Annotated in this window: 23 protein-coding genes; 11 read left to right on the plus strand and 12 right to left on the minus strand. The window is 60.5% G+C overall.

Going from position 1 to position 23,145, the window contains the following annotated elements; all coding sequences use genetic code 11:
• Nucleotides 1-675: 675 nt before the first annotated feature.
• The 5 genes from rluB to IB246_RS28390 all read right to left on the minus strand — a co-directional run bounded on the left by rluB (nt 676) and on the right by IB246_RS28390 (nt 5,614).
• Nucleotides 676-1,929, minus strand: a complete 1,254-nt coding sequence (rluB, locus tag IB246_RS28370; protein ID WP_008042688.1) for a 23S rRNA pseudouridine(2605) synthase RluB — start codon at nt 1,927-1,929, stop codon at nt 676-678.
• Between the two features lie 364 nt (nt 1,930-2,293).
• Nucleotides 2,294-3,274, minus strand: a complete 981-nt coding sequence (scpB, locus tag IB246_RS28375; protein ID WP_008042690.1) for an SMC-Scp complex subunit ScpB — start codon at nt 3,272-3,274, stop codon at nt 2,294-2,296.
• 11 nt (nt 3,275-3,285) lie between these two features.
• On the minus strand, nt 3,286-4,044 hold the full coding sequence (locus IB246_RS28380; RefSeq protein WP_404943248.1) for a segregation and condensation protein A: 759 nt from the start codon (nt 4,042-4,044) through the stop codon (nt 3,286-3,288).
• Nucleotides 4,045-4,107: 63 nt separating this feature from the next.
• Entirely contained in the window at nt 4,108-4,737 is a 630-nt protein-coding gene (locus IB246_RS28385) for an L-threonylcarbamoyladenylate synthase (RefSeq protein WP_032832737.1), read from the minus strand.
• A gap of 13 nt (nt 4,738-4,750) precedes the next feature.
• Entirely contained in the window at nt 4,751-5,614 is an 864-nt protein-coding gene (locus IB246_RS28390; protein WP_008030458.1) for a PHP domain-containing protein, read from the minus strand.
• 87 nt (nt 5,615-5,701) lie between these two features.
• On the opposite strand from IB246_RS28390, the gene IB246_RS28395 reads away from it, so the two are divergent.
• The 6 genes from IB246_RS28395 to IB246_RS28420 all read left to right on the plus strand — a co-directional run bounded on the left by IB246_RS28395 (nt 5,702) and on the right by IB246_RS28420 (nt 10,119).
• A complete protein-coding gene (locus IB246_RS28395; RefSeq protein WP_008042693.1) occupies nt 5,702-6,298 on the plus strand; it encodes a septation protein A in 597 nt (198 codons plus the stop codon).
• A gap of 1 nt (nt 6,299) precedes the next feature.
• Nucleotides 6,300-6,599 carry a YciI family protein gene (locus IB246_RS28400; protein WP_007984134.1) on the plus strand — a complete coding sequence of 100 codons (300 nt, stop codon included), beginning with the start codon at nt 6,300-6,302 and terminating at the stop codon, nt 6,597-6,599.
• Nucleotides 6,600-6,708: 109 nt separating this feature from the next.
• On the plus strand, nt 6,709-7,122 hold the full coding sequence (locus tag IB246_RS28405; protein WP_008042694.1) for a hypothetical protein: 414 nt from the start codon (nt 6,709-6,711) through the stop codon (nt 7,120-7,122).
• Between the two features lie 7 nt (nt 7,123-7,129).
• The gene (locus IB246_RS28410; RefSeq protein WP_008030451.1) at nt 7,130-7,807 is read left to right on the plus strand and encodes a response regulator transcription factor; all 678 of its coding nucleotides are present in this window, start codon (nt 7,130-7,132) and stop codon (nt 7,805-7,807) included.
• Between the two features lie 346 nt (nt 7,808-8,153).
• On the plus strand, nt 8,154-8,603 hold the full coding sequence (locus IB246_RS28415; RefSeq protein WP_008030449.1) for a hypothetical protein: 450 nt from the start codon (nt 8,154-8,156) through the stop codon (nt 8,601-8,603).
• Nucleotides 8,604-8,778: 175 nt separating this feature from the next.
• Complete coding sequence (locus IB246_RS28420) at nt 8,779-10,119, plus strand: sensor histidine kinase (RefSeq protein WP_008043647.1); 1,341 nt, start codon at nt 8,779-8,781, stop codon at nt 10,117-10,119.
• Nucleotides 10,120-10,227: 108 nt separating this feature from the next.
• Here IB246_RS28420 and IB246_RS28425 read toward each other — a convergent pair whose 3' ends face one another.
• Nucleotides 10,228-10,794 (minus strand): NAD(P)H nitroreductase, encoded by a 567-nt coding sequence (locus IB246_RS28425; protein ID WP_008043645.1) that lies wholly within the window; start codon nt 10,792-10,794, stop codon nt 10,228-10,230.
• Between the two features lie 122 nt (nt 10,795-10,916).
• Between IB246_RS28425 and IB246_RS28430 the strand changes: the two genes are divergently transcribed.
• Complete coding sequence (locus IB246_RS28430; RefSeq protein WP_008030441.1) at nt 10,917-12,371, plus strand: TrkH family potassium uptake protein; 1,455 nt, start codon at nt 10,917-10,919, stop codon at nt 12,369-12,371.
• On the opposite strand, the gene IB246_RS28435 is transcribed toward IB246_RS28430, so the two are convergent.
• Nucleotides 12,328-13,389 carry an AraC family transcriptional regulator gene (locus IB246_RS28435; RefSeq protein ID WP_081500230.1) on the minus strand — a complete coding sequence of 354 codons (1,062 nt, stop codon included), beginning with the start codon at nt 13,387-13,389 and terminating at the stop codon, nt 12,328-12,330. The genes IB246_RS28430 and IB246_RS28435 overlap by 44 nt on opposite strands.
• Nucleotides 13,390-13,549: 160 nt before the next feature.
• Between IB246_RS28435 and IB246_RS28440 the strand changes: the two genes are divergently transcribed.
• Together IB246_RS28440 and IB246_RS28445 are read left to right on the plus strand one after the other, a co-directional pair.
• Nucleotides 13,550-13,861 (plus strand): DUF962 domain-containing protein, encoded by a 312-nt coding sequence (locus tag IB246_RS28440; RefSeq protein ID WP_008043642.1) that lies wholly within the window; start codon nt 13,550-13,552, stop codon nt 13,859-13,861.
• A gap of 37 nt (nt 13,862-13,898) precedes the next feature.
• Nucleotides 13,899-14,489, plus strand: coding sequence for an HD domain-containing protein (locus IB246_RS28445; protein WP_008030435.1), 591 nt, complete (start codon nt 13,899-13,901; stop codon nt 14,487-14,489).
• A 106-nt stretch (nt 14,490-14,595) separates the two neighbouring features.
• Here IB246_RS28445 and IB246_RS28450 read toward each other — a convergent pair whose 3' ends face one another.
• Nucleotides 14,596-15,411, minus strand: a complete 816-nt coding sequence (locus tag IB246_RS28450; RefSeq protein ID WP_008043641.1) for a UDP-2,3-diacylglucosamine diphosphatase — start codon at nt 15,409-15,411, stop codon at nt 14,596-14,598.
• A 135-nt stretch (nt 15,412-15,546) separates the two neighbouring features.
• On the opposite strand from IB246_RS28450, the gene IB246_RS28455 reads away from it, so the two are divergent.
• A complete protein-coding gene (locus IB246_RS28455) occupies nt 15,547-16,305 on the plus strand; it encodes a helix-turn-helix transcriptional regulator (RefSeq protein WP_008030432.1) in 759 nt (252 codons plus the stop codon).
• A 78-nt stretch (nt 16,306-16,383) separates the two neighbouring features.
• A complete protein-coding gene (locus IB246_RS28460) occupies nt 16,384-17,277 on the plus strand; it encodes a DMT family transporter (protein ID WP_008043640.1) in 894 nt (297 codons plus the stop codon).
• Here IB246_RS28460 and IB246_RS28465 read toward each other — a convergent pair.
• The 4 genes from IB246_RS28465 to recQ all read right to left on the minus strand — a co-directional run bounded on the left by IB246_RS28465 (nt 17,271) and on the right by recQ (nt 22,112).
• Nucleotides 17,271-17,558, minus strand: a complete 288-nt coding sequence (locus tag IB246_RS28465) for a SelT/SelW/SelH family protein (RefSeq protein WP_008030428.1) — start codon at nt 17,556-17,558, stop codon at nt 17,271-17,273. The two genes, IB246_RS28460 and IB246_RS28465, sit on opposite strands and share 7 nt — an antisense overlap.
• Before the next feature lie 45 nt (nt 17,559-17,603).
• Entirely contained in the window at nt 17,604-19,292 is a 1,689-nt protein-coding gene (locus IB246_RS28470) for a FimV/HubP family polar landmark protein (protein ID WP_008043639.1), read from the minus strand.
• Between the two features lie 128 nt (nt 19,293-19,420).
• A complete protein-coding gene (locus IB246_RS28475) occupies nt 19,421-19,855 on the minus strand; it encodes a MarR family transcriptional regulator (RefSeq protein WP_008030423.1) in 435 nt (144 codons plus the stop codon).
• Between the two features lie 130 nt (nt 19,856-19,985).
• Nucleotides 19,986-22,112, minus strand: coding sequence for a DNA helicase RecQ (gene recQ / locus IB246_RS28480; RefSeq protein WP_008043638.1), 2,127 nt, complete (start codon nt 22,110-22,112; stop codon nt 19,986-19,988).
• Nucleotides 22,113-23,145 lie beyond the last annotated feature (1,033 nt).

Below are 23,145 nucleotides of genomic sequence, written 5' to 3' on the forward strand. Positions count from 1 at the left end.
GGCGGAGTGAACAAGGCGGATAGCCTTGAGGTTTGCGCAGGTGCGCAGGAGGTCACAGGTAAAACGCGGCGCATTGTACACCGCTAACCCCCTGCTGCCAGACACCGCTGGATCAGCGCGTCGGTTGCCGGGATTGCCTGTGTCCGCCCCGAGGGTTTCGGGCGGCTGCAAAAAGAGAGTCAGACCTTTGCGGGTCGTCGGCGTGAGCGATAGGAAAACCGCCCCACGGGGAGAGGTGGAGATGAGTCACGGCGTACATTGCGCCTCCTTTTTGTTATGCACCTGCACGACAGGCATGGGGCGCATGACACCCTTCTGGAGCCGCTGAAACAAGCGGGCCAGAGAGCTGAAAAAGGTCTAAAGGCTCATAGAGCGGAAGAAATTTCTTACGGTTATCGCCGGAGGGTGGTTTCGCGAGGCCAATCGGCAGAAATCGTCAGGTTTTCTTTACGAGGCGTAACACCTATTTTCCACCCTGACTTTGGCAGTGCTCCCACTGACGCCTTCGCGGGCAAGCCTCGCTCCTACAGGTATCGCGGCTCGCGGAAACGGCACCGAACCTGTAGGAGCGAGGCTTGCCCGCGAAGAGGCCCTCAAGAACAATGCAGATCCGAAACCAGGGCAAAAAAAAAACGCCAACCCGAAGGTTGGCGTTTTTCATCTGCCGCTTAACCCTTACTCAGGCTTGCGACGACCGAAGCCCGGACGCTGGCCCGAACCGGCTGGAGCGCCGCGGCGCTTGCCCGATGGTTTGTCACCCTCGACCAGCTTGATCCCCGGACGTTTTGGCGCTGGCTTGGCCGGGCGCTTGGTGTCCGAAGGACGATCCGCCACTGGCGTACCGCGACCAGACTCTCCACGACCCGCAGGGGCACCGCGGCCTTCGCCACGCTCAGTGCGACCGTTGGCCGGACGCGGTGTGCGTGGACCACGCTCGCCGTCGGCGCGTGGCGCTGCTGGCTTGCGGGCTGGACGCTCGCCTTCGATATGCGGTTCACGGCTATCGCGCGGTGTAGCAGCGGACTGGTTACCGATGGCAGGACGCAACGAACGCACGCGCTCGGTCTTGCCCATCGGACGCGACGATTTACGCTGCATACGGTCGAGCTTGTCTTTGCTCTTGGCGTTCATCTGCGGCATGGCCACAGGCGTCAGACCCACTTCCGCACTCAGAATGTCGACTTCGTACTGGCTCATTTCGCGCCAGCGACCCATCGGCAGGTCGGAGTTGAGGAACACCGGACCGAAACGCACGCGCTTCAGACGGCTGACCACCAGGCCCTGGGATTCCCACAGACGACGAACTTCGCGGTTGCGACCTTCCATCACCACGCAGTGGTACCAGTGGTTGAAACCTTCGCCACCTGGCGCTTGCTTGATGTCGGTGAACTTGGCCGGGCCGTCTTCAAGGACGACGCCTGCCTTCAGACGCTCGATCATCTCGTCATCGACTTCGCCACGCACACGTACCGCGTATTCACGGTCCATTTCGTAGGAAGGGTGCATCAGGCGGTTGGCCAGTTCACCGTCGGTGGTGAACATCAGCAGGCCGGTGGTGTTGATGTCCAGACGGCCGATGTTGATCCAGCGACCTTCTTTGGGCCGTGGCATCTTGTCGAAAACGGTTGGGCGGCCTTCCGGGTCAAGGCGGGTGCAGATTTCACCGTCGGGCTTGTTGTACATGATCACGCGGCGTACCGACTCGGCGGCTTCTTCGCGCTTGATCACCTTGCCATCGATGGTGATGGCGTCGTGCATGTCGACGCGCTGCCCGAGGGTGGCGTCTTTGCCGTTGACCTTGATGCGGCCGTGGCTGATCCAGGCTTCTACGTCACGGCGCGAGCCGACGCCGATACGGGCGAGGACTTTCTGCAGTTTCTCGCCTGCTGGGCCGATTTCCTGGTCGTCTTTCTGGTCGTTGATACTCATCTGGGCACCTCCCGGTGTGGTCTGTTCAGGCGGCTCTGAATTGAGCGTCCTGAAGAGTTGAAAGCTTGTACTCGGGCGAAGGGATCGCCGAAGGGTCGCGAATCATACGCTCATGTCGGCGTTTGCGCATCAGAGACTAGCTGATGAATGGCCAGTTACCTGGATTTCCGCCGACCGGTGGTATCGAGCTTGATCAGACGCTGATCTTGGGTTGAACTCATCAAACCCTCCAGCCAACACAAACCCTGTAGGAGCCGGCTTGCCGGCGATGGCGTCCTGTCAGGCACTAAATGTGTCGACTGACCCACCGCTATCGCCGGCAAGCCGGCTCCTACAGGGATTTCATCGTCTGTGAGGTCGGAGGTCAGTCTTCGAACTCGCGGCGTTCGGCTTCGATGGCTTCGGCGAGGGCCCGGGCTTCGGCTTCCTCATCGGACAACTCGGGTTCGGGCTCGGGTTTCGTCTGTTCGAGCGCGGCGACGGCGGCCAGGAGCTTTTCGCGCGCCTCAGCCACACCGAGCACATCATCTTCCCGTTCTTCTTCGACGGTGGCTTCTGGTTCGACTTGAAGTTCAGCCTCAATGACCGCTTCCGGCTGCGCCAAAACCTCTTCGGTCACGCTCATCTCGCCATCACGCAAAATGTCATCGAAGTCGGTCTTGAGCCCCTCCTCCATGGTGTCCAGCTCCAGCAACAACGTATGGAAGCTGGTTTCTTCCTTCGGCTCTTCCGGCTCGGCGCTGGCGTCCGCCAGTTCCTGCAAACCGGCTGGCACGGGCGCATCGTCGAAGTCGAGCACCGGGTCAGGCTCCAGCTCGCGCAGTTCCGCGAGCGGCGGCAGATCGTCAAGATTCTTCAGGTTGAAATGATCGAGAAACGCCTTCGTCGTCGCAAACATCGCCGGTTTACCGGGCACGTCGCGATAACCGACGATGCGAATCCACTCCCGTTCCAGCAACGTCTTGACGATGTGACTGTTGACCGCCACGCCCCGCACGTCTTCGATCTCGCCCCGGGTGATCGGCTGGCGATAGGCAATCAGGGCCATGGTTTCGAGCATGGCGCGGGAATACCGCTGCGGGCGCTCTTCCCACAAACGCCCGACCCATGGCGAGAATTTTTCGCGGATCTGCAGGCGATAGCCGGAGGCGACTTCCTTCAGCTCGAACGCTCGGCCATCGCAGGACTTGGCCAGAATCGCCAAGGCTTTCTTGAAGACCGGCGGTTCCGGCCGCTCGCCCTCCTCAAAGAGTTCGAACAGGCGTTCAAGCGATTGCGGTTTTCCCGAGGCCAACAGAAAGGCTTCAAGCAGTGGCGCCAGCTCGCGGGGTTCAGTCAGGTTCATGATTCAACTCGTTATTCGGCTCGGGCTCGCACGTGGATCGCCGCGAACGGCTCATTCTGCACCAGCTCGACCAAGGATTCCTTGACCAGTTCGAGGATCGCCATAAAGGTCACCACCACCCCCAGGCGCCCTTCTTCAGCGGTGAACAGCTCGACAAAGGGCACGAAACCGCCACCCTTGAGCCGCTCCAGCACGTCGCTCATGCGCTCGCGCGTGGACAGCGCCTCGCGGCTGACCTGGTGGCTTTCGAACATGTCGCCACGGCGCAGCACCTCGGCCATGGACATCAACAACTCGGACAGACTCACATCCGGCAACAGCTTGCGCGCCCGTGCTTCCGGGGCATCCAGCTTGGGCACCACCACATCACGACCGACGCGGCTCAGGCCATCGATGCCTTCGGCGGCTGCCTTGAAGCGTTCGTATTCCTGCAAGCGACGGATCAGTTCGGCGCGCGGGTCGTCTTCTTCGTCTTCGATGGTTTCGGCGCGCGGCAACAGCATCCGCGATTTGATTTCGGCCAGCATCGCGGCCATCACCAGGTACTCGGCGGCCAGCTCCAGGCGCACCGACTGCATCAACTCGACGTAACCCATGTACTGACGGGTGATTTCCGCCACCGGGATGTCGAGGATGTTGATGTTCTGTTTGCGGATCAGGTACAGCAGCAGGTCGAGGGGGCCTTCGAAGGCTTCGAGAAAAACCTCGAGCGCATCCGGCGGAATGTACAGGTCCAGCGGCATTTCCAGCACCGCCTGGCCATAGACCATGGCGAAAGGCAGTTCTTGCTGGGCGCCGGCCTGACTGTCGATAACGGGTTCTACTGCAGACATTTACGCCTCGGCCATGAACGGCGTCGGGTCGCCGCAACCGACGCGGATCACTTCCGGCTCGCCATCGGCGAGGTTGATCACCGTGGATGCCTTGATCCCGCCGAAACCGCCGTCGATGATCAGGTCCACTTGATGCTCGAGCAATTGGCGCATTTCGTAAGGATCGCTCAGCGGGTCGGTGTCGCCCGGCATGATCAGCGTCACGCTCATCAGCGGTTCGCCGAGTTCTTCCAGCAGCGCCAGGGCAATCGGATGGCTTGGCACACGCAGGCCGATGGTGCGCTTTTTCGGGTGCAACAACAGCCGCGGGACTTCACGGGTGGCGTTGAGAATGAAGGTGTAAGGCCCCGGCAGGTGCGCCTTTAGCACGCGGAAGGTGCCGGTGTCGATCTTGGCGAACAGCCCGAGTTGCGACAGGTCGCAGCAAATCAGCGCGAAGTTGTGCTTCTCGTCCAGTTGACGCAACCGGCGCACGCGCTCCACGGCATTCTTGTCGCCGATCTGGCAACCAATGGCGTAGGAAGAGTCTGTGGGATAAATCACCACCCCGCCGTTGCGGATGATCTCGACAGCCTGTTTGATCAGGCGCGCTTGCGGGTTTTCCGGATGTATCTGGAAAAATTGACTCACATTCTCTACCTGTTCAGACGGCGGCAATAATTGGGTCATGTTTGAATCGACACCACAGTGGTGGCAGATCCTCCGGGAGCGGGCGGTATTCACCGATCTCGGACCAGCCTCCAGGGCCATGAAAATCACTGCCAGCGCTGACCAGCAGACCGAACTCGCGGGCGAGAATCGCCAGGCTGCCCACTTGCTCGGCGGGCTGATGGCCATTGACCACTTCGATAGCGTGGCCCCCAGCTTGAATATAGTCAGAAATCAGGCGGCGACGCTTGCTGCGAGTGAAATCGTAGTGCCAGGGATGCGCCAGGCTCACCCAGGCTTTGGCGGCGCGCAGGGTTTCGACGGTTTCTTCCAGGGTCGGCCAGTGTTGCTTGACGTCCCCCAGCTTGCCGGCGCCCAGCCATTTGCGGAACGCTTCGGCGCGATCCTTGACGAAACCTTCACGCACCATCCAGTCAGCGAAGTGTGGGCGGGCCGGCGCGTTGCCGCTGTCGCCCAGTTCCTGTTGAATCGCCCGGGCGCCTTCCAGCGCACCCGGCATGCCCTTCAACGCCAGTTTGCGGCTTATTTCTTCGGAACGTAGCCAACGGCCATCGTGCAACTTGGCGATGGCATCGACCAACGGCGCGGCATTGACATCAAATCCGTAGCCCAGCACATGAATGGTCGCGCCGCCCCAGGTGCAGGACAACTCGACGCCGTTGACCAGTTGCATCCCCAGCGCCGTTGCGGCGCTACGGGCCTCATCGAGGCCTTCAAGGGTGTCGTGATCGGTCAAGGCCAGGACTCGCACGCCTTTCTCGAACGCACGCGCAACCAGAACCGCAGGCGCCAGGGCGCCATCGGAGGCCGTGCTATGGCAGTGCAAATCAACATTCACAGGGATGTGTAACCTCAAATCAGCCGGCGCTATCGCGCGCCCATATGTTTGTTATTATGCCGCCACATCCTGCTTCTGGCTGCCACTGTGAAACAATTCATCGATTTCATCCCGCTCCTGCTGTTTTTCATCGTATTCAAAATCGATCCACGGGTCGTCGACATCGCCGGTCATCCAGTGACTGTAGGCGGTATTTACAGCGCCACGGCAATGCTGATCATCAGCTCCCTGGTGGTGTATGGCACGCTCTTCATCAAGCAGCGCAAGCTGGAAAAAAGCCAATGGCTGACGCTCATCGCGTGCCTGGTCTTCGGTAGCCTGACACTGGCGTTCCACAGCGAGACCTTCCTGAAATGGAAAGCCCCGGTGGTCAACTGGCTGTTTGCCCTGGCATTCATCGGCAGCCACTTCATCGGTGACCAGCTGCTGATCAAGCGCATCATGGGCCACGCACTGACCCTGCCGGACCAGGTCTGGACTCGCCTGAACATCGCCTGGATCGCATTTTTCCTGTTCTGCGGTGCCGCCAACCTGTTTGTCGCGTTCACGTTTCAGGAATACTGGGTCGACTTCAAAGTCTTCGGCAGCCTGGGCATGACGCTGTTGTTCCTGGTCGCCCAGGGTATTTACCTGTCCCGCCACTTGCACGACGCCGATACCACCACGCCAAAAACCGAGGACTGACATGCTTTACGCAATCATTGCCACAGACGTCGCCAATTCCCTGGAAGCCCGCCTGGCCGCACGGCCTGCACACCTTGAGCGCCTGCAAGTGCTCAAAGGTGAAGGTCGTATCGTATTGGCCGGCCCACACCCGGCAGTCGACAGCAATGACCCGGGCGCTGCGGGTTTCACCGGCAGCCTGATCGTCGCCGAATTCGATTCCCTGAGCGCCGCCCAGGCCTGGGCCGACGCCGACCCGTACATCGCTGCAGGCGTCTACGCCAACGTTTTGGTCAAGCCGTTCAAGCAAGTCCTCCCGTAAAATCCCCCCGTGCGATGAACCTTCCCGGTTCATCGCGCTCTCAATCGCTCATTATTCTCGCTTGCCTGCCGACAACCTGCCCAATAATCGATTGGATTCAGGAGCTCCGATGCGCAAAGGTCCGTTGTGTCTGATGTTGGTCACGTTGTCGATCGTGGCGCCCGCCCACGGTGAAGAAAGTGCCGCCGGTGGTAGTTCGACGCCTCTGTCCTTGAGCGCCGGGAGCCAGATCAGCGAGTTGCAGCAACGCTTGAAGGTGAGCGAACAGCAACGAGAAGAACTGAGCAAACAACTGCAAAGTGCAGATGCCGAACGCGAAAGCCCTCAGCTGAGCCGGTTGCGCCAGGAGAATCAGCGTCTGAAGCTGCAACTCAAGGAAGCCCAGGCCAGCAGTCCGCTGCCGCGCTTTTTGACAGACCAGCAGCAATGGTTCGTGATCGGCGCAGGAGTTGCGCTATTGGCCCTGCTCTGCGGTATCTTCGCCAGTGGTGCAAGTCGAAAACGTCGACAATGGCTAAATTGAGTGAGTCATGAGCGAGCTGTTATTAATTGATGACGATCAGGAGCTGTGTGAGCTTCTGGTCAGTTGGCTGAGCCAGGAAGGCTTTCATGTCCGGGCTTGCCACGACGGCCAGAGTGCTCGTCGCGCGCTGGCTGAAACGTCCCCGGCGGCGGTGGTGCTGGATGTGATGCTGCCGGACGGCAGCGGCCTGGAACTGCTCAAGCAATTGCGCAGCGACCATCCGGAATTGCCGGTGCTGATGCTCTCGGCCCGCGGCGAACCTCTGGACCGCATCCTGGGCCTGGAACTCGGCGCTGACGATTACCTGGCCAAACCGTGCGACCCACGGGAACTGACCGCCCGCCTGCGCGCCGTCTTGCGCCGCAGTCATCCGGCGGCGGTGTCCAGCCAGCTTGAACTGGGCGATCTGTGTTTCAGCCCGGTGCGCGGCGTGGTCAGCATCGATGAACAGGAATTCACCCTCACCGTCTCCGAAAGCCGCTTGCTCGAAGCCTTGCTCAAGCAGCCGGGCGAGCCGCTGGACAAACAGGAACTGGCGCAGATCGCCCTCGGTCGCAAGCTCACCCTGTACGACCGCAGCCTGGACATGCACGTCAGCAACCTGCGCAAAAAGATCGGTCCCCACCCCGACGGCCGCCCGCGCATCGTCGCCCTGCGCAGCCGTGGCTATTACTACAGCCTCTGATCCCCAGCGATGACCGCGTCGTCTGCATCGCCGGCAAGCCGGCTCCTACAGGTTCGGTGTTGTGTCAGGTAAATACAGCCCCCTGTAGGAGCCGGCTTGCTGCGGGCGGCGTTCCGACGATGGCGGAGTGTCAGTCAGCAGAGTCTCCGCCTGATCCACCGCCATCGCCAGCAAGCCGGCTCCTACAAGGTCGGTGTGGTGTCAGGTCAATACGGCGCCGGGGTTTGTCAGGTGGATGCCAAACCGTCTTTACCCAAGCTTTACGCTCCGCTGACCGCCGCTGACCTTGATCTGCGTAATCTGTACTCATCCGGAACGTACCGGGAACGAGACAAGGAGATTCACCATGCGCAAGACTCTTATCGCTCTGATGTTCGCTGCCGCCCTGCCAACCGTTGCCATGGCCATGCCTGAAGGCGCCGGCCCGATGGGCGGTTCGATGGACGGCTCGCGCCACGGCGGTCAGATGCACGGCATGCACGGCAAAGGCCCGTACAGCCAACTGGACCTGAGCCGCGAACAGCGCGAGCAGATCCGCAAGATCATGGGCGAGCAGATGCACGAGCGTAAGCAAGTGGTCGACAAGTACCTGGAAAAACTCTCGCCGGCGGACCAGAAAGCCATGAAAGATGAAATGGCCGCCAACCACAAGAAAGCCGAGGCCGATGTGCGCGCCCTGCTGAAACCGGATCAACAGAAGCAATTCGACGAGATCCAGAAAAAACAGGCTGAGCGCCGCGCCGAATGGGCCGAGTTCAAGGCCTGGAAAGCGCAACAACCGCAAAAAGCGCAATAATGCGCTGACCCCGGACCCAACGGCTGAACACCGTTGGGTCTGATACCACCCTGTTCAATGTGGGAGCGAGCCTGCTCGCGATGGCGGTGTATCAGACCAAGTTACTTTGACTGACACACCGCCATCGCGAGCAGGCTCGCTCCCACATGGAATTCAGTCAGCTTGAGGATTTTCTGTGCGCTCATTGTTCTGGCGTATCCTGGCCAGCTTCTGGCTGGCCATCGCTCTGGTGGCTGGGTTGTCCATTCTGCTCGGGCACATGCTCAACCAGGACGCGTGGATTCTCAGTCGCCACCCGGGCCTCAATACCCTGCCCGAAGAATGGACGCAAACCTACGAAGCCCAGGGCGAAGAAGCCGCCCAGGACATTCTCGAACAGCGCAAACGCCAGTATCACATCGACGTTCAGGTGCTCAACGAAAGCGGTGACCCGCTCGTTCGCGGTACCTTTCCGCGCCGCGCCGCCGCCTTCGAAGCACGGCAGAACAACGATGACCGACGCCTGCCGTGGCGGCGTCTGACCGCCGAGTACACCAGTGAAAAAACCGGCGACACCTACCTGCTGATTTATCGTATTCCGCACCCGGAGCTGGACTCATGGCACCGCGAAAGCCTGCTCTGGCCACTGAGTGCGCTGGGCATCGCGCTCGTGGTGCTGACCCTGTTCAGCCTGTTCGTGACCCTGTCCATCACCCGCCCGCTAAGCCGCTTGCGCGGCGCGGTACATGATCTGGGGCAAACCACCTATCAGCAGAACAGCCTGGTGAAACTGGCCAACCGTCGCGATGAGTTCGGCGTGCTCGCCAACGATTTCAACCGCATGGGCTCACGGCTGCAAAGCCTGATCGGCAGTCAGCGCCAATTGCTGCGCGATGTGTCCCACGAATTGCGCTCACCGCTTGCCCGGTTGCGCATAGCGCTGGCACTGGCCGAACGGGCCAACCCAGAAGAACGGGAAAAACTCTGGCCGCGCCTGACCCGCGAGTGCGACCGCCTCGAAGCGCTGATCAGCGAGATCCTGGTACTGGCGCGGGTCGATGCCGACAACGCCAGCGCAGAAGACGTTGATCTGAATGCGCTGCTCAACTCGCTGCAAAAGGATGCGCAACTGGGTTCGCCGGAGCAAAACGTTCGCCTCGACGCGGAACCGCAACTGAATCTCAAAGGCTGGCCGACGATGATCGAGCGCGCCGTGGACAACCTGCTGCGCAACGCCCAGCGCTTCAACCCGGTGGGGCAATCGATTGAAATGCAGGCAGTGCGTCAGGGTGAGCGGATTGTGGTGAGCGTGCGTGACCATGGGCCGGGGGTCGACGCCGAGCATCTGAGCCAGTTGGGTGAGCCGTTTTATCGGGCGCCGGGGCAGACGGCAGCGGGGCATGGTTTGGGATTGGCCATTGCACGCCGGGCGGCGGAGCGGCATGGCGGGAGTCTGGTGTTGGCCAATCATCCGGATGGCGGGTTCATTGCCAGTCTGGAATTACCGTTAGTACCCGGAGCCCTGGTCCAACCGTAACCCCCTGTAGGAGCGAGCCTGCTCGCGATAGCGGTGTGTCAGTTAACAAATGTGTTTCTGACACACCGCTATCGCGAGCAGGCTCGCTCCCACATTTGATTGGTGGTGTCAGGCTTTGCCGGGCCAGGCGCTGACGAATTCAGCCAGATCGACTTTCTCCGCCACGCGCGGTTCTTTCAGCGGCGTGCCCAGGTACAGGAAAGCAATCACCTCTTCCCCTTCAGCCAACCCCAACCCTTTGGCCACATGCGCCGAATATGCTAGCTCACCGGTGCGCCAGACCGCGCCGATCCCTTGCGCATAGGCTGCCAGCAGAACCCCGTGCGCCGCACAGCCGGCCGCCAGCAACTGCTCGGACTTCGGATACTTGACGTGATCCTGCAACCGCGCGATCACCACGACCACCAACGGTGCGCGCAGCGGACCATTGCGGGCCTTGTCCAGCACCGCTTCGGACGCTTCGCTGTCCTGCAGTTTCGCGGCTTCGGCCAGCAACTCGCCCATCTGCTCGCGCGCTGCCCCTTCGACTGTCAGGAAGCGCCAAGGCTGCAAGTGGCCGTGATCCGGCGCACGCATCGCGGCGTTAAACAGCACTTCGCGCTGCTCGGCGGTAGGGGCCGGGTCGATCAGTCGTGGAACGGAAACACGGTTGAGCAAAGCGTCGAGAGCCTGCATCGGCCACCTCCTGAAAAAAATGTCCGGCTATTCTAGCTGCAAGTGCCACGGGGATGCCGGTTTACATGCCCTGCCCCACGGGTAGAATGGCGCCCTTCCTACTTTCAGCCCGAGCGGACTTCATGGCGTTGCCGACCTTACGTCTCATTGGTTTCATCATCGGCCTCTTCCTGATCACGCTGGCGATCGCCATGGTCGTGCCCATGGCCACCCTGTTGATTTTCGATCGCACCGGCGATCTGCCGTCGTTCCTCTGGGCCAGCATGATTACCTTTGTCGCCGGCCTGGCGCTGGTGATCCCCGGCCGCCCCGAGCACGTGCACTTGCGCCCGCGGGACATGTACCTGCTGACCGTCAGCAGCTGGCTGGTGGTGTGCATCTTTGCGGCGCTGCCATTCCTGTTGACCCAGCACATCAGCTATACCGACTCATTCTTCGAAAGCATGTCCGGGATTACGGCCACCGGTTCAACGGTGCTCAATCACCTCGATGACATGTCCCCCGGCATCCTGATGTGGCGCTCGTTGCTGCACTGGATCGGTGGCATCGGCTTTATCGGCATGGCCGTCGCGATTCTGCCGTTGCTGCGTATCGGTGGCATGCGGCTGTTTCAGACCGAGTCGTCGGACCGTTCCGAAAAAGTCATGCCCCGTTCGCACATGGTGGCGCGTTTGATCGTAGCAGCCTACGTCGGCATCACCATTTTCGGCAGCCTGGCGTTCTGGTGGGCCGGGATGAGCCCGTTCGATGCGATCAACCACGCGATGTCGGCGATTTCCACCGGCGGTTTCTCCACGTCCGACCAGTCACTGGCCAAATGGACGCAACCGGCGGTGCACTGGGTGGCGATTGTCATCATGATTCTCGGCAGCCTGCCGTTCACCCTGTACGTGGCAACGTTGCGTGGCAACCGCAAGGCGCTGATCAAGGATGAACAGGTTCAAGGTTTGCTCGGCATGTTGCTGGTGACGTGGCTGGTGCTCACCACCTGGTACTGGTGGACCACTCAGTTGCATTGGCTGGACGCGCTACGGCATGTGGCGCTGAACGTGACGTCGGTGGTGACCACCACGGGTTTCGCACTCGGGGACTACAGCCTGTGGGGCAATTTCTCGCTGATGCTGTTCTTTTATCTGGGCTTTGTCGGCGGTTGTTCGGGATCGACTGCAGGCGGGATCAAGATTTTCCGTTTCCAGGTCGCCTACATACTGCTCAAGGCCAACCTTAACCAGTTGATTCACCCGCGCGCGGTGATCAAACAGAAGTACAACGGCCATCGCCTCGATGAAGAGATCGTGCGTTCGATCCTGACCTTTTCGTTCTTCTTCACCATTACCATCTGTGTGATCGCCCTGCTGCTGTCGCTGCTCGGCGTCGACTGGATGACCGCGCTGACTGGCGCCGCCAGCACCGTTTCCGGGGTAGGCCCGGGACTGGGCGAAACCATTGGCCCGGCGGGCAACTTCGCCACCCTTCCGGATGCCGCCAAGTGGATTCTGTCGTTCGGCATGCTGCTCGGCCGACTGGAGATCATTACGGTATTTGTTCTGTGTATTCCGGCGTTCTGGCGTCACTGACCTGGTTCGGCGCATCCATCAGCCGCACCCGGTACTCGCCGGGGGTGGCATCGAACCAGCGTCGGAAGGCGCGGAAGAAATTGCTCGGATCGGCGAACCCCAACAGGTAGGCAATTTCCAGCAGGGTCATGCTCGGTTGCGCCAGATACTGCTCGGCCAGTTCACGCCGGGTGTCATCGAGCAGCGTCTGAAAACTCGTGCCCTCTTCCTGCAAGCGTCGCTGCAACGTGCGTTGCGACAAGTGCAGCGTCTGCGCCACGGTATCGCGCTTGGGCTCGCCCTGGGGCAGTAAACGGCACAACACCTGACGCGCCTTGTGGGTCACGCGGCTTTCGGAAAAGCGCGCCAGGTATTCCCCGGCAAAGCGGTCATGCAGCAGCGCCATGGCCTCATTGGCGGTTGGCAGCGGTGCTTCCATGTCGGCGCGCTCGAAAATCAGCGCGTCATAAGGCGCGTTGAACACCAGCGGCGCATGGAAGGCTTGTTTATACGGTTCGAGATCGACGGGCTGTTCGCCCTGCACCAACACCTTGCGCGGTTGCAGGGTGCGCCCGGTCAGCCAGCCGCACAGCGCCAGCGCGCAGGCCAGCGAGGCTTCGGCACTTTGTCGGGTCGGCGGCAGATGGTCGCCGTGGACCGTCAGAATCAGGGCATACCCCTCATCCAGCAGACGGAAACTCAGGTCGGCACTTTCGGCGATGATCCGCTGATAACGCACCAGGCGCTGAAAGCCTTCGGCCAGAGTCTGACTGGACATCAAGGCGTACCCAGCCACGTGGAATGACGCCGGTCGCACGACCTTGCCCATGTTCAGGCCAATCGCCGGGTTACCGGACAGCTCGACCGCGCGCTGCCACAGACGTGTCATGGAATCTTGCGGGAAGCGCGCATCCGGATCGTCCAGTGACGCGTAGTCGAGCCCCAGCTGCTTGAACAGAACCCGGCAATCCAGGCCGTCCATCTCCAGTGCTTTGACAATCCCCATCGCCCAGCTTGCAGAAGTCGTTCGTTCGCTCATGGCGTTTACTTACATGATGAGCCGCATGCTACGGCCAATTTCCGAAGGATACTAAAGTGGCGCCCATTGTCACTGGCTGATGCCAATGATCACTCTAGACTCAAATAAGCTACCCGCAGAACAACTTGCAGTCAGAACAATAACCACAGAGATCGCAGTCGTGGAAAACATCAGACGTTTCAACAGCTTCGCTGAGTTTTACCCGTATTACCTCCGCGAACACAGCAACAGTACCTGCCGACGATTGCACTTTATTGGCACGACGCTGGTTATTTGCATTCTGGCGCTGACCATCGGCAAAGGTGCCTGGTCGATGCTGCTGGCCGTTCCGCTGGCGGGCTACAGCTTCGCCTGGGTCGGGCATTTCTTCTTTGAAAAGAATCGTCCTGCAACCTTTCAACATCCGTTTTACAGCCTGCTCGGCGATTTTGTGATGTTTCGCGACATGATTCTGGGCCGCGTACCGTTCTAGGCGCAGCCGCTATAGAAAAGCAAAGAGAGACTAGCCGATGAATGCCAATGCCCGCTTCACCCACATGCAGGACGGCACGCAGGAAGACTGGGCGATCATCGCCGCCGACTTCAGTGCCTACGCGAGGCAATTACCACAACGGATCATGGCGCACCTGAAACTGCTGGAGGGTGATTTTGGCGGGTTCCCGGTGGATCGCCTGACCCACTCCCTGCAAACCGCCAGCCGCGCCTGGCGCGATGGCCGCGACGAAGAGTACGTGGTGTGCGCCCTGCTTCACGACATCGGTGACACGTTGGGCTCCTACAACCACCCGGACATCGCGGCGGCGATCCTCAAGCCATTTGTCAGCGCCGAGAATGTGTGGATGGTGGAGAAACACGGGATTTTCCAGGGGTACTACTTTTTCCATCACTTGGGGATGGACCGGCATTTACGCGAGCAATTCAGCGGGCATCCGCAGTATCAGGCGACCATCGAGTTTTGCGCAAAGTATGATGCGGCGGCGTTTGATCCCGAGTATGAAACGTTACCGCTGAGCTTCTTCGAGCCGATGATGGAGCGGTTGTTTGCTCATCCGAAGAACTCGATTTACAGGGCGGCGATGCAAGAACACGCGCCGGCCTGACAGATCGGCGGTGTCAGGCCTGGCCCCTTCGCGGGCAAGCCTCGCTCCTACAGGCTTGCGCTGGCCCTGTAGGAGCGAGGCTTGCCCGCGAAGGCGTCTGACCTGCCTACGCGGGTTCGGCGATTTTGATGGCCTTCAACTCCGCCTCCCGCGCCTGGGCATCCGCCAACCGGTACAACTCGATCGAGCCATCCCAATGCTCGATCAGCGCCGTACACGACTCCACCCAATCCCCGCAATTGAGGTAATCCACCTCGCCCACCTTGCGAATCTCGGCATGGTGAATGTGCCCGCACACCACGCCGTGCAATTCGCGTTTGACGCATTCGTGGGCGATGGCTTCTTCGAAGTCGCTGATGAAGCTGACCGCGGTTTTCACTTTGTGCTTGAGGTACGCCGACAGCGACCAGTAGCCGTAGCCATACCGGGCACGCCAATGGTTGAGCCAGCGGTTGAGGGTCAGGGTGAATTCGTAGGCCGAGTCGCCGAGGAACGCCAGCCAGCGGTGATAGCGGGTAATCACGTCAAACTGGTCGCCGTGAATCACCAGCAAATGACGGCCGTCGGCGGTCACGTGCACGGCTTCATCCACCAACTGGATGTTGCCCAGAATCAGCTTCGAGTAACGGCGCAGGAATTCGTCGTGGTTGCCGGTGACATAAATCACCTCAGTGCCGCGCTTGCTCATGGTCAACAAACGACGGATCACGTTGGTGTGCGCCTGAGGCCAGTACATGCCGCCGCGCAGCTTCCAGCCATCGATGATGTCGCCGACCAGGTAGATCTTGTCCGCGTGGTAGCCCTTGAGAAACTGCGACAAGTGCTCGGCCTGGCAATCCCGGGTGCCCAGATGCACATCGGAAATCCACAAGGTCCGCACACGTTGCTTACGACTGGGTTTGGCGAGCTCGGCGCTGGTCATGGGCAACCCTCTGCGATTGTTTGCGCAAGCTTGCGCCGGTCGGGTTAATTGCCCATGACAGGGACAAGTCAGTCCTGTGACAACGCACATGAACGCCCTCGGTGTAGACTGACGGCCTTAATCGGGAGACCTGCGATGAGACCGATCCTCACGCTGCGCCAATACACTCACGACCTGATCGTCCACAGCCACGACCACGCGCAACTGGTGTTCGGGTTGTCGGGTGCGCTGGATTTCGAGGTCGACGGGCATGGCAGCCAGGTGGTTCAGCAGAGTTTCGTGGTCGTCCCGTCCGGCTTCCATCATGCGTGCGGCAGCGCCAATGGCAGCCGCTGCCTGGTGCTGGATGTGCCGAGCGATCAATGGGTGGTTCAGTCCCTTGGCGAGCACGCCGATGCCAGCCGCCGCTTGCTCGACAACGCCGGGCGCCTGCCGCTGGATGCCGGGCAAAGCCAATTGGTCAGTTGGCTGGCGGGCAGTCAGGTCAGCGACCCGCTGATCGCGCAACAAGGCGCGGTACTGTTGCTGGCCAGCCTCAACAACGCCAAAAGCGAAGGGGTGGGCGGTCGGCGTCTGCCGTACGCCGCATTGAATGCGCACATCGATCAATACGCGGCCTATCCGTTGCAAGTGGCCGATCTGGCGCGCATTGCCGGGCTGTCCAGTGCTCGGCTGCATGCGCGATTTGTCGCTGAATGCGGGCAGACGCCGATGGACTACATCCGCAGCCGTCGCTTGCACATGGCCGTGAGTATGTTGCGCGATTCAGCATTGCCCGTTGGCGAGATTGCGAGTCGGGTCGGCTACAGCTCTCAAAGTGCATTTTCAGCGGCGGTGCTGCGGGAGTTTGGTGTCTCACCCGGCAAATTGCGGCGCGAGGCTGGCGACAAATGATGCGAGCCTGACGACAGACAGGCATACCGACAGCCCTCTAGACTGCACCTCTGTTGGTTATGTTTATCAAGGATCGCAATGACTCCCCGTACCGCCCTGGGCGCACTGCATATCGGCGCATTGATGTTTGGCCTGACCGGTGTGTTCGGCAAACTCGCCGCCGCCTCCCCCGCCGTTATTGTCTTCGGTCGCGCGGCCTTTGCCGTACTCGCCCTGGCCCTTTTCGCACGGTTCGCCAGCCACACCCGCTGGCAAAAACTCGACGCCGTGGACTGGCGCCGATTGCTGCTCAGCGGTTTGTTGCTGGCCGGACACTGGGTGAGTTTCTTCATTGCGGTAAAGGTGGCGGGCGTGGCGATCGCGACCCTCGGTTTCGCCAGTTTCCCGGCGTTCACCGTGATCCTGGAAGGGTTGATCTTCCGCGAGCGGATTCGCGCCAACGAGATCCTGCTGGTGGTACTGGTGAGTGTCGGGCTGGTGTTGGTCACGCCAGACTTCGATCTGGCCAGCGGCGCCACCACCGGCCTGTTGTGGGCGGTAGGTTCAGGCCTGCTGTTCGCGTTGCTGTCGCTGACCAACCGCGCCAGTTCCGGGAGAATTCCGCCGGTACAGGCTGCGCTGTGCCAGAACGTAGTGGTCGCGTTGTGTTTGCTGCCGGTGGCGGCACCGCAACTGAGCGAAGTACGCACCATTGACTGGCTGTGGATCGGCCTGCTGGGAATATTCTGTACCGGCGTTGCTCACAGTCTGTTCGTCGCCAGCCTCGCGGTGATCAAGGCACGAACCGCCGCCGTGGTATTTGCGCTGGAGCCGGTGTACGGCATCACCATGGCGTGGTTGCTGTTCAATGAAAATCCGACGCTGCGCATGCTGATCGGCGGCGCGTTGATCATCGTCGCGATTGTCGTGTCCAGCAGGCTCTCCGGCGGTTCAAGCAAGAAAGCGGTCGCTGCCGAAGCCGCGTCTCACTGAGTGCGGTCGTTGTGGCCCAGGTCGCGGTCCGGATCAATCTGATCGCGGACCCGCTGCTTGAGTACCTTGGCCTCAGGGAAACCGCCGTCAGCCTTGCGCTCCCAGATCTGCACATCGTTACAGAAAATGTGAAACACGCCACCGGTGCCAGGCACCAGCGACACCTTGCCCAAATCGTCGCCAAAGGTACTGAGCAGTTCTTGCGCCAACCACGCCGCACGCAACAGCCATTGGCATTGCGTGCAGTAAGTGATGACGATTTCCGGTTTATGCGCGGTCATGACAGGCGAAACTCCTGAGCCAAGGGGCACCGCCATGATAGAGCGTCAGCGGATGCCGGCCAACAACGTCCGCGCAGTCTGTTTGAGTGGCTCATCACCGTCCTTGAGCAACTCGTTCAGCAGCTCGATGGCGCTGTCCAGATCGCCGTCATCGATGCAGGTCTGAGCCTGTTCCAGTTTGCCTGCGTTGCTCGGTTCCACCGGTTCCGGTCTCAGCGGTACAAGCTCAAGCGACTGACCTGCATCGGCGAATTCGTTGAGAAAATCGTCGTCCAGAGACTGTGAGTCCGGCTCGGCGATCCATTCCAGCTCGGGCTCGCCCAGGGTCGGCTCTTCGGGTTTGGGCGGTTCGTCCGAGGGTTTAGGGTTTTCGAATGGACTGACCAGGTCCCAACTCGAATCCATCGACAGGTCCTCCAGGTTCAACTGGAACTCATCGCCCGGCGCTGCTTCGGATTTTACCGGTGTCGTGATAACGCTGGTCGCAGCCTCGGGCACCGCGCTGTTCAGTTTCGGGTAGCGGGCACGGATTTCCTGAAGTTGCCGGGAATCGAACCCCGCGTCTCGCAAGCTGCTCTCCTGCGCATCATAGGCTGGCACATCCCCTTGTTTACCGAGGACTTCCAGCAGTTGCACCGCCAGATCCGTGCGCTGTGGTTCCTTGACCAGGGCTTCTCGCAACAATGCCGCCGCTTCGGAAAAACGCCCATACGTCAGATAGATGCCCACACCCTCCAGCACATCGCCAGATGGCGTCTCTTCGTGATGGACAGGGGCGGCCCTCACAGTTGGCGCTACGGTTCGATCAAGCACCGGTTCATGCCGCGACGGTAAAACCGGGAGATCTTCGGGCAATGCCTGAATCTGCTGTCGTTGCCGACGAACAATCAACCCCATCAACAGCAACAGCAACGCCAGCAACCCGATAATCAGCGGCCAGTTGAACGCCTCGGGCTCTTGTGCCACGACCGGGGCCGGCACCACTGCTTGCGGCGTGGCCGGCGGAGCTTGCTGGACCTCCGCCAGGCGGGTTTGCAATTCGGTGATCTGTTTTTTTTGGCCGGCGATCTGTTCGTCTTGAGCCTGCAGCTTCGCATTCAACTCATCGACGGTTTTTTGCAGTTGCTGATTTTGCTGCACGCTGGCAGCCAGCTGTTCTGCGACAGGATCAATCATCGGTACAGCGGCAGGTGGCTCAACCTTCGCCTGGGCGGTTTTCTTCGCTACGGGTGGAGGCGCAACGGCAGGTGTAACGCTCGGGAATGGAGAGTTCGGTGAACTGGCGGCGGGTTCGTCAGTGACCGGAGTAATGCCCGGCGTTCCCGGAGGATCGATCAGCACGGTGTACTCGCGCAGCACACGGCCGTTCGGCTGGTTCAGTTGCACAAGAAAATTCAGGAAGGGTTCGTTGACCGCTTTGTTAGAGCTCACCCGGATCAGGCTGCGATTGCCCCGCAGGATCGGTGTGAACTTCAGGTCATTGAGAAAGAAAAGCCGTTCGACACCGGCACGGCTGAACTCGTCTGCCGTCGCCAGGCTGACCGACAGCTCGCCCTCCTCCAGACCGGCGGCATCCACCAGGGCGATGTCGGCACGCAACGGTTGATTGAGCGCCGAATGCAGGGTGATCTCACCCAGGCCCAGTGCAGGCGCCAATGCCGAGTAGCTGACAAACCCACCGGCCAGCAGCAGCCTGGCGCAACACCGCAATACAACGTGCCAACTCTCAAGCATGAGCATCCCTTAGATAACCAGAACCAACCAGTGCGTGTTCGCACATCCGTTACGAACACGATATTGCCTGGTAGTTCTTTATAGTCTGCCCAACGGGGTATCTCAAAAAGCCGACGCTTGCTTATGCCTCAAGATTTTTCCAGGTTGGCCAGTATGTGCCCGTGGACTCGCATGCAGACCTTCAAATCCGCCTCATCGACGCCGTCGAACAGCTCGTGGCGCAGTTGAGTGGCAATGGTTTCAATTTGTTCGATCAGGGGAAGGGCCGGTGCACAGAGGACGATTTTTTTCGCCCGGCGATCTTCCAGTACTGCCTGGCGCTGAACCAGGCCCTGGCTTTCCAGGCTGTCGAGCAGTCGTGCCAGGGTGGGCCCTTCGACGCCGACGCTTTGCGCCAATTCACGTTGGGTCGGGGCGTCGTCAAAACGCGCGAGGTGCAGCAGCACCAGCCAGCGCGCCTGAGACAAACCCAGGCCGGCCAGACGGCGGTCCAGTTCGGCACGCCAGCCGCGCGACATCTGGGCCAGTTGCATGCCAAAGCGGTGTTGATCGGTTAACGGCATAAAACACTCATGGTTAGACTGAAATAGAGAAAAACTAATTATTAGTCAGCTAAGCATGACCCTTGGCTTGAGGCAAGGTTTGCTCTGTACTGAATCGTTACATCAATACAACCGTTTCAGGATTTGAGCGTCAGATCTCGAATTCCGATTGCAGTGCGGCACGTACGCAGTACAAAACACCTTCCGGCACACGACCGGCGAACAGCGCAGCAATCTCCGCCACCGGCGGCAACTCACCCTCGCCGTCGAGGAACGCGTCCTGCACTTCCCCCATCAAGTCTTCGGGCAGATCCAGCGCCTGTTCCAGCGACAACTGCTGCTTGCCAATGGCCTCGGCGAGCATGGTGTAGACATTCTTTTCCGAACATTGCAGCTGACCGGCGATTTGCAGCGGCGTCATGCCGGCCCGCGCGAGCGTTATCAATTCGTGGCGTACGTCGGCCACCACTTTTGGTGCCTCGACCTGACCGCCGAGGACTTCGAGGAAGGCCTCGCCGTAACGCTCCAGTTTGCGCGCACCGACACCGCTGACCGTGGCCATTTCCGATAGAGAGGTCGGCTGGCTGCGGAGCATTTCCAGCAAGGTCGAGTCGGGGAAGATGACGTACGGCGGCACCCCATGCTCCTCGGCGAGCTTGCGGCGCAAGGCGCGCAAGGCTTCCCACTGTTCGCGTTCTTCGCCGCGAACCAGCTGGCTTGCCTGGCTCTTGCTGCTTTTCGCCGTGGTTTGCGGCTTGAGGTCGCGACGCAGTTCCAGGGTCACTTCGCCCTTGAGCAGCGGTCGGCAGGTGTCACTCAGGCGCAGGCCGCCATAGCCTTCGAGATCGATGTCGGCCAGACCGCGAGCCACCAATTGGCGAAACAGTGAGCGCCACTCACTCTCGCCCATCGCCTTGCCGACACCGTATACCGACAGGTGTTGATGGCCAAAGCTGCGGACCTTTTCGTTGTCCTTGCCCAGCAACACATCCACCAGATGCCCAACGCCGTAACGCTGGCCGGTGCGATAAATCGCCGAGAGCGCCTGGCGGGCCGGTTCGGTAGCGTCCCAGGTCTGCACGCCGTCAACGCAGTTGTCGCAGTGACCGCAGGGCTCGGGCATGTCTTCGTCGAAGTAGGCCAGCAAGGTTTGACGACGGCAGCGAGTTTCTTCGCAGAGCGAGAGCATGGCATCAAGCTTGTGATGCTCCAGACGCTTGTGGCGCTCGTCACCTTCGGAGTTCTGCAACATCTGCTTGAGCATCACCACGTCTTGCAGGCCGTAAGCCATCCAGGCATCCGCCGGCAGACCGTCACGGCCGCCGCGACCGGTTTCCTGATAGTAAGCCTCAAGGGATTTCGGCAAATCGAGGTGAGCAACAAAACGTACGTTGGGTTTGTCGATGCCCATGCCGAACGCCACGGTGGCAACCATGATCAGGCCTTCCTCGTTGAGGAAGCGCTTCTGGTGCAGCGCTCGTGTTTCGTTGGGCAGGCCGGCGTGGTACGGCAGCGCCGGGAAACCCTGCTCGCTGAGGAACACCGCCACTTCATCGACTTTCTTGCGCGACAGGCAGTAGACAATGCCAGCATCGCTGCGCCGCTCCGCGAGGAACGCCAACAACTGTTTGCGCGGCTGCTCCTTGGGCACGATGCGGTAAAAAATGTTCGGGCGGTCGAAACTGGAAAGAAAGCGCTCGGCATCCTGCAGGTGCAAACGATCGACGATTTCTTCGCGAGTACGCTTGTCCGCCGTCGCGGTCAGGGCGATGCGTGGAACATTGGGAAACAGCTCCGCCAACTGGCCCAGTTGCAGATACTCGCGGCGGAAGTCGTGGCCCCATTGGGACACGCAGTGGGCTTCGTCGATGGCGAACAGGGCAATTTCAAGGCTTTGCAGGAAGGCCAGCATGCGTGGCTGGACCAGACGTTCCGGCGCGAGGTAGAGCATCTTCACTTCACCGCGCTTGATCCGCGCAGCGAGATCGCGCTGCTGCTCGGCGCTTAGCGTGGAGTTCAACGCAGCGGCAGCGACGCCCAATTCTTCGAGGGTCGCGACCTGGTCGTCCATCAGCGCGATCAGCGGCGACACCACCACCGCCAGCCCTTCGCGCAGCAGCGCCGGCACCTGGAAGCACAGGGATTTACCGCCACCGGTAGGCATCAGCACCAGGGCGTCGCCGCCACTGGCCACGCGCTCAATGATTGCACCCTGACGGCCACGGAAACTGTCGTAGCCGAAGATGTCCTTGAGGACGCGTTGAGCCTGTTCGAGCATAAAAACTCCAAAAATCACCGAAACATCCCTGCAAGGCTGGTTCAGAACCACGCAGGCTGCACTGACAAATCGTAAGTGCGCATTGCATGACGCTTCACATTTCAGCCGTGACGCCAGCAGGGCATCACAAAGCGCGGGAGTATACCCGAGGGTTTCCTTGCAAAGGGCGCCGCTTAGAAGAGGATGATGTGTACATATCCGTTTCTGCGGTAACGGCTGCTATTGGTTTCGCCCTTACGGCGAGTTACTTGGAAAAGCCCCAAGTAACCAAGCGCTCTTGCCCCTTTCGTTCGGCCCTTCGCCAAGGCTCAGGGTCCCCTCGCTCCGGTCCTGCTCCGTGGGCCCGCCGCCATCGGCCATCCATGGCCGGGGGCGGCTAACCCGGCATCCATGCCGGGTTGCCCACTGCGCAGAACCTGCGCTCGGCCTCTCGAGGGGGCGACTACCGCCACAGCCGCCGAGGCGGCCTGAAAGCCGACCTGGCTCTTTGGATGTCCGCGTTGTCCTTCTCTGCTGCGTTCACTCATTCCGGATATGTACACCGCCCCCTGTAGGAGCCGGCTTGCTGGCGATGGCGTCCGTCCAGCCAATACAAACGTCGACTGACCCACCGCTATCGCCAGCAAGCCGGCTCCTACAATGGATTGGGTTCACACGATTCAAAATTGTAGGAGCTGGCTTGCCAGCGATGGAGGTCAACGATAACGCGGGCTGTCTGAATGAACGCGTTGCCCCGACGCTTTTCGCCGGCAAGCCGGCTCCTACAATGGATTGGGTTCACACGATTCAAAATTGTAGGAGCCAGCTTGCTGGCGATGGACGTCAACGATAATGCGGACTGTCGGAATGAACGCGTTGTCCGGTCGTTTTTCGCGGGCAAGCCTCGCTCCTACAGGGAATCGTGTGTGCTTTTGATTTCCACCACTCATCAGGCCGAGCGTTAGCTCGCCTTCCGCTTTTGATCTGAGCGCCCCCTCGAGAGGCCGAGCGCAGGTTCTGCGCAGTGGGCAACCCGGCATGGATGCCGGGTTAG

Source organism: Pseudomonas sp. PDM01 (assembly GCF_014852325.1).
GTDB classification, from domain to species: Bacteria; Pseudomonadota; Gammaproteobacteria; order Pseudomonadales; family Pseudomonadaceae; genus Aquipseudomonas; species Aquipseudomonas migulae.

Excerpts from the sequence above, each read along its gene's own strand:
- rluB (WP_008042688.1), bottom strand. The coding sequence starts at position 1,929 with ATGAGTATCAACGACCAGAAAGACGACCAGGAAATCGGCCCAGCAGGC.
- IB246_RS28445 (WP_008030435.1), top strand. The coding sequence starts at position 13,899 with ATGAATGCCAATGCCCGCTTCACCCACATGCAGGACGGCACGCAGGAA.
- IB246_RS28470 (WP_008043639.1), bottom strand. The coding sequence starts at position 19,292 with ATGCTTGAGAGTTGGCACGTTGTATTGCGGTGTTGCGCCAGGCTGCTG.
- scpB (WP_008042690.1), bottom strand. The coding sequence starts at position 3,274 with ATGAACCTGACTGAACCCCGCGAGCTGGCGCCACTGCTTGAAGCCTTT.
- IB246_RS28465 (WP_008030428.1), bottom strand. The coding sequence starts at position 17,558 with ATGACCGCGCATAAACCGGAAATCGTCATCACTTACTGCACGCAATGC.
- IB246_RS28435 (WP_081500230.1), bottom strand. The coding sequence starts at position 13,389 with ATGAGCGAACGAACGACTTCTGCAAGCTGGGCGATGGGGATTGTCAAA.
- IB246_RS28400 (WP_007984134.1), top strand. The coding sequence starts at position 6,300 with ATGCTTTACGCAATCATTGCCACAGACGTCGCCAATTCCCTGGAAGCC.
- IB246_RS28460 (WP_008043640.1), top strand. The coding sequence starts at position 16,384 with ATGACTCCCCGTACCGCCCTGGGCGCACTGCATATCGGCGCATTGATG.
- IB246_RS28410 (WP_008030451.1), top strand. The coding sequence starts at position 7,130 with ATGAGCGAGCTGTTATTAATTGATGACGATCAGGAGCTGTGTGAGCTT.
- IB246_RS28450 (WP_008043641.1), bottom strand. The coding sequence starts at position 15,411 with ATGACCAGCGCCGAGCTCGCCAAACCCAGTCGTAAGCAACGTGTGCGG.
- IB246_RS28415 (WP_008030449.1), top strand. The coding sequence starts at position 8,154 with ATGCGCAAGACTCTTATCGCTCTGATGTTCGCTGCCGCCCTGCCAACC.
- IB246_RS28430 (WP_008030441.1), top strand. The coding sequence starts at position 10,917 with ATGGCGTTGCCGACCTTACGTCTCATTGGTTTCATCATCGGCCTCTTC.
- IB246_RS28380 (WP_404943248.1), bottom strand. The coding sequence starts at position 4,044 with ATGGTCTATGGCCAGGCGGTGCTGGAAATGCCGCTGGACCTGTACATT.
- IB246_RS28425 (WP_008043645.1), bottom strand. The coding sequence starts at position 10,794 with ATGCAGGCTCTCGACGCTTTGCTCAACCGTGTTTCCGTTCCACGACTG.
- IB246_RS28455 (WP_008030432.1), top strand. The coding sequence starts at position 15,547 with ATGAGACCGATCCTCACGCTGCGCCAATACACTCACGACCTGATCGTC.
- IB246_RS28475 (WP_008030423.1), bottom strand. The coding sequence starts at position 19,855 with ATGCCGTTAACCGATCAACACCGCTTTGGCATGCAACTGGCCCAGATG.
- recQ (WP_008043638.1), bottom strand. The coding sequence starts at position 22,112 with ATGCTCGAACAGGCTCAACGCGTCCTCAAGGACATCTTCGGCTACGAC.
- IB246_RS28405 (WP_008042694.1), top strand. The coding sequence starts at position 6,709 with ATGCGCAAAGGTCCGTTGTGTCTGATGTTGGTCACGTTGTCGATCGTG.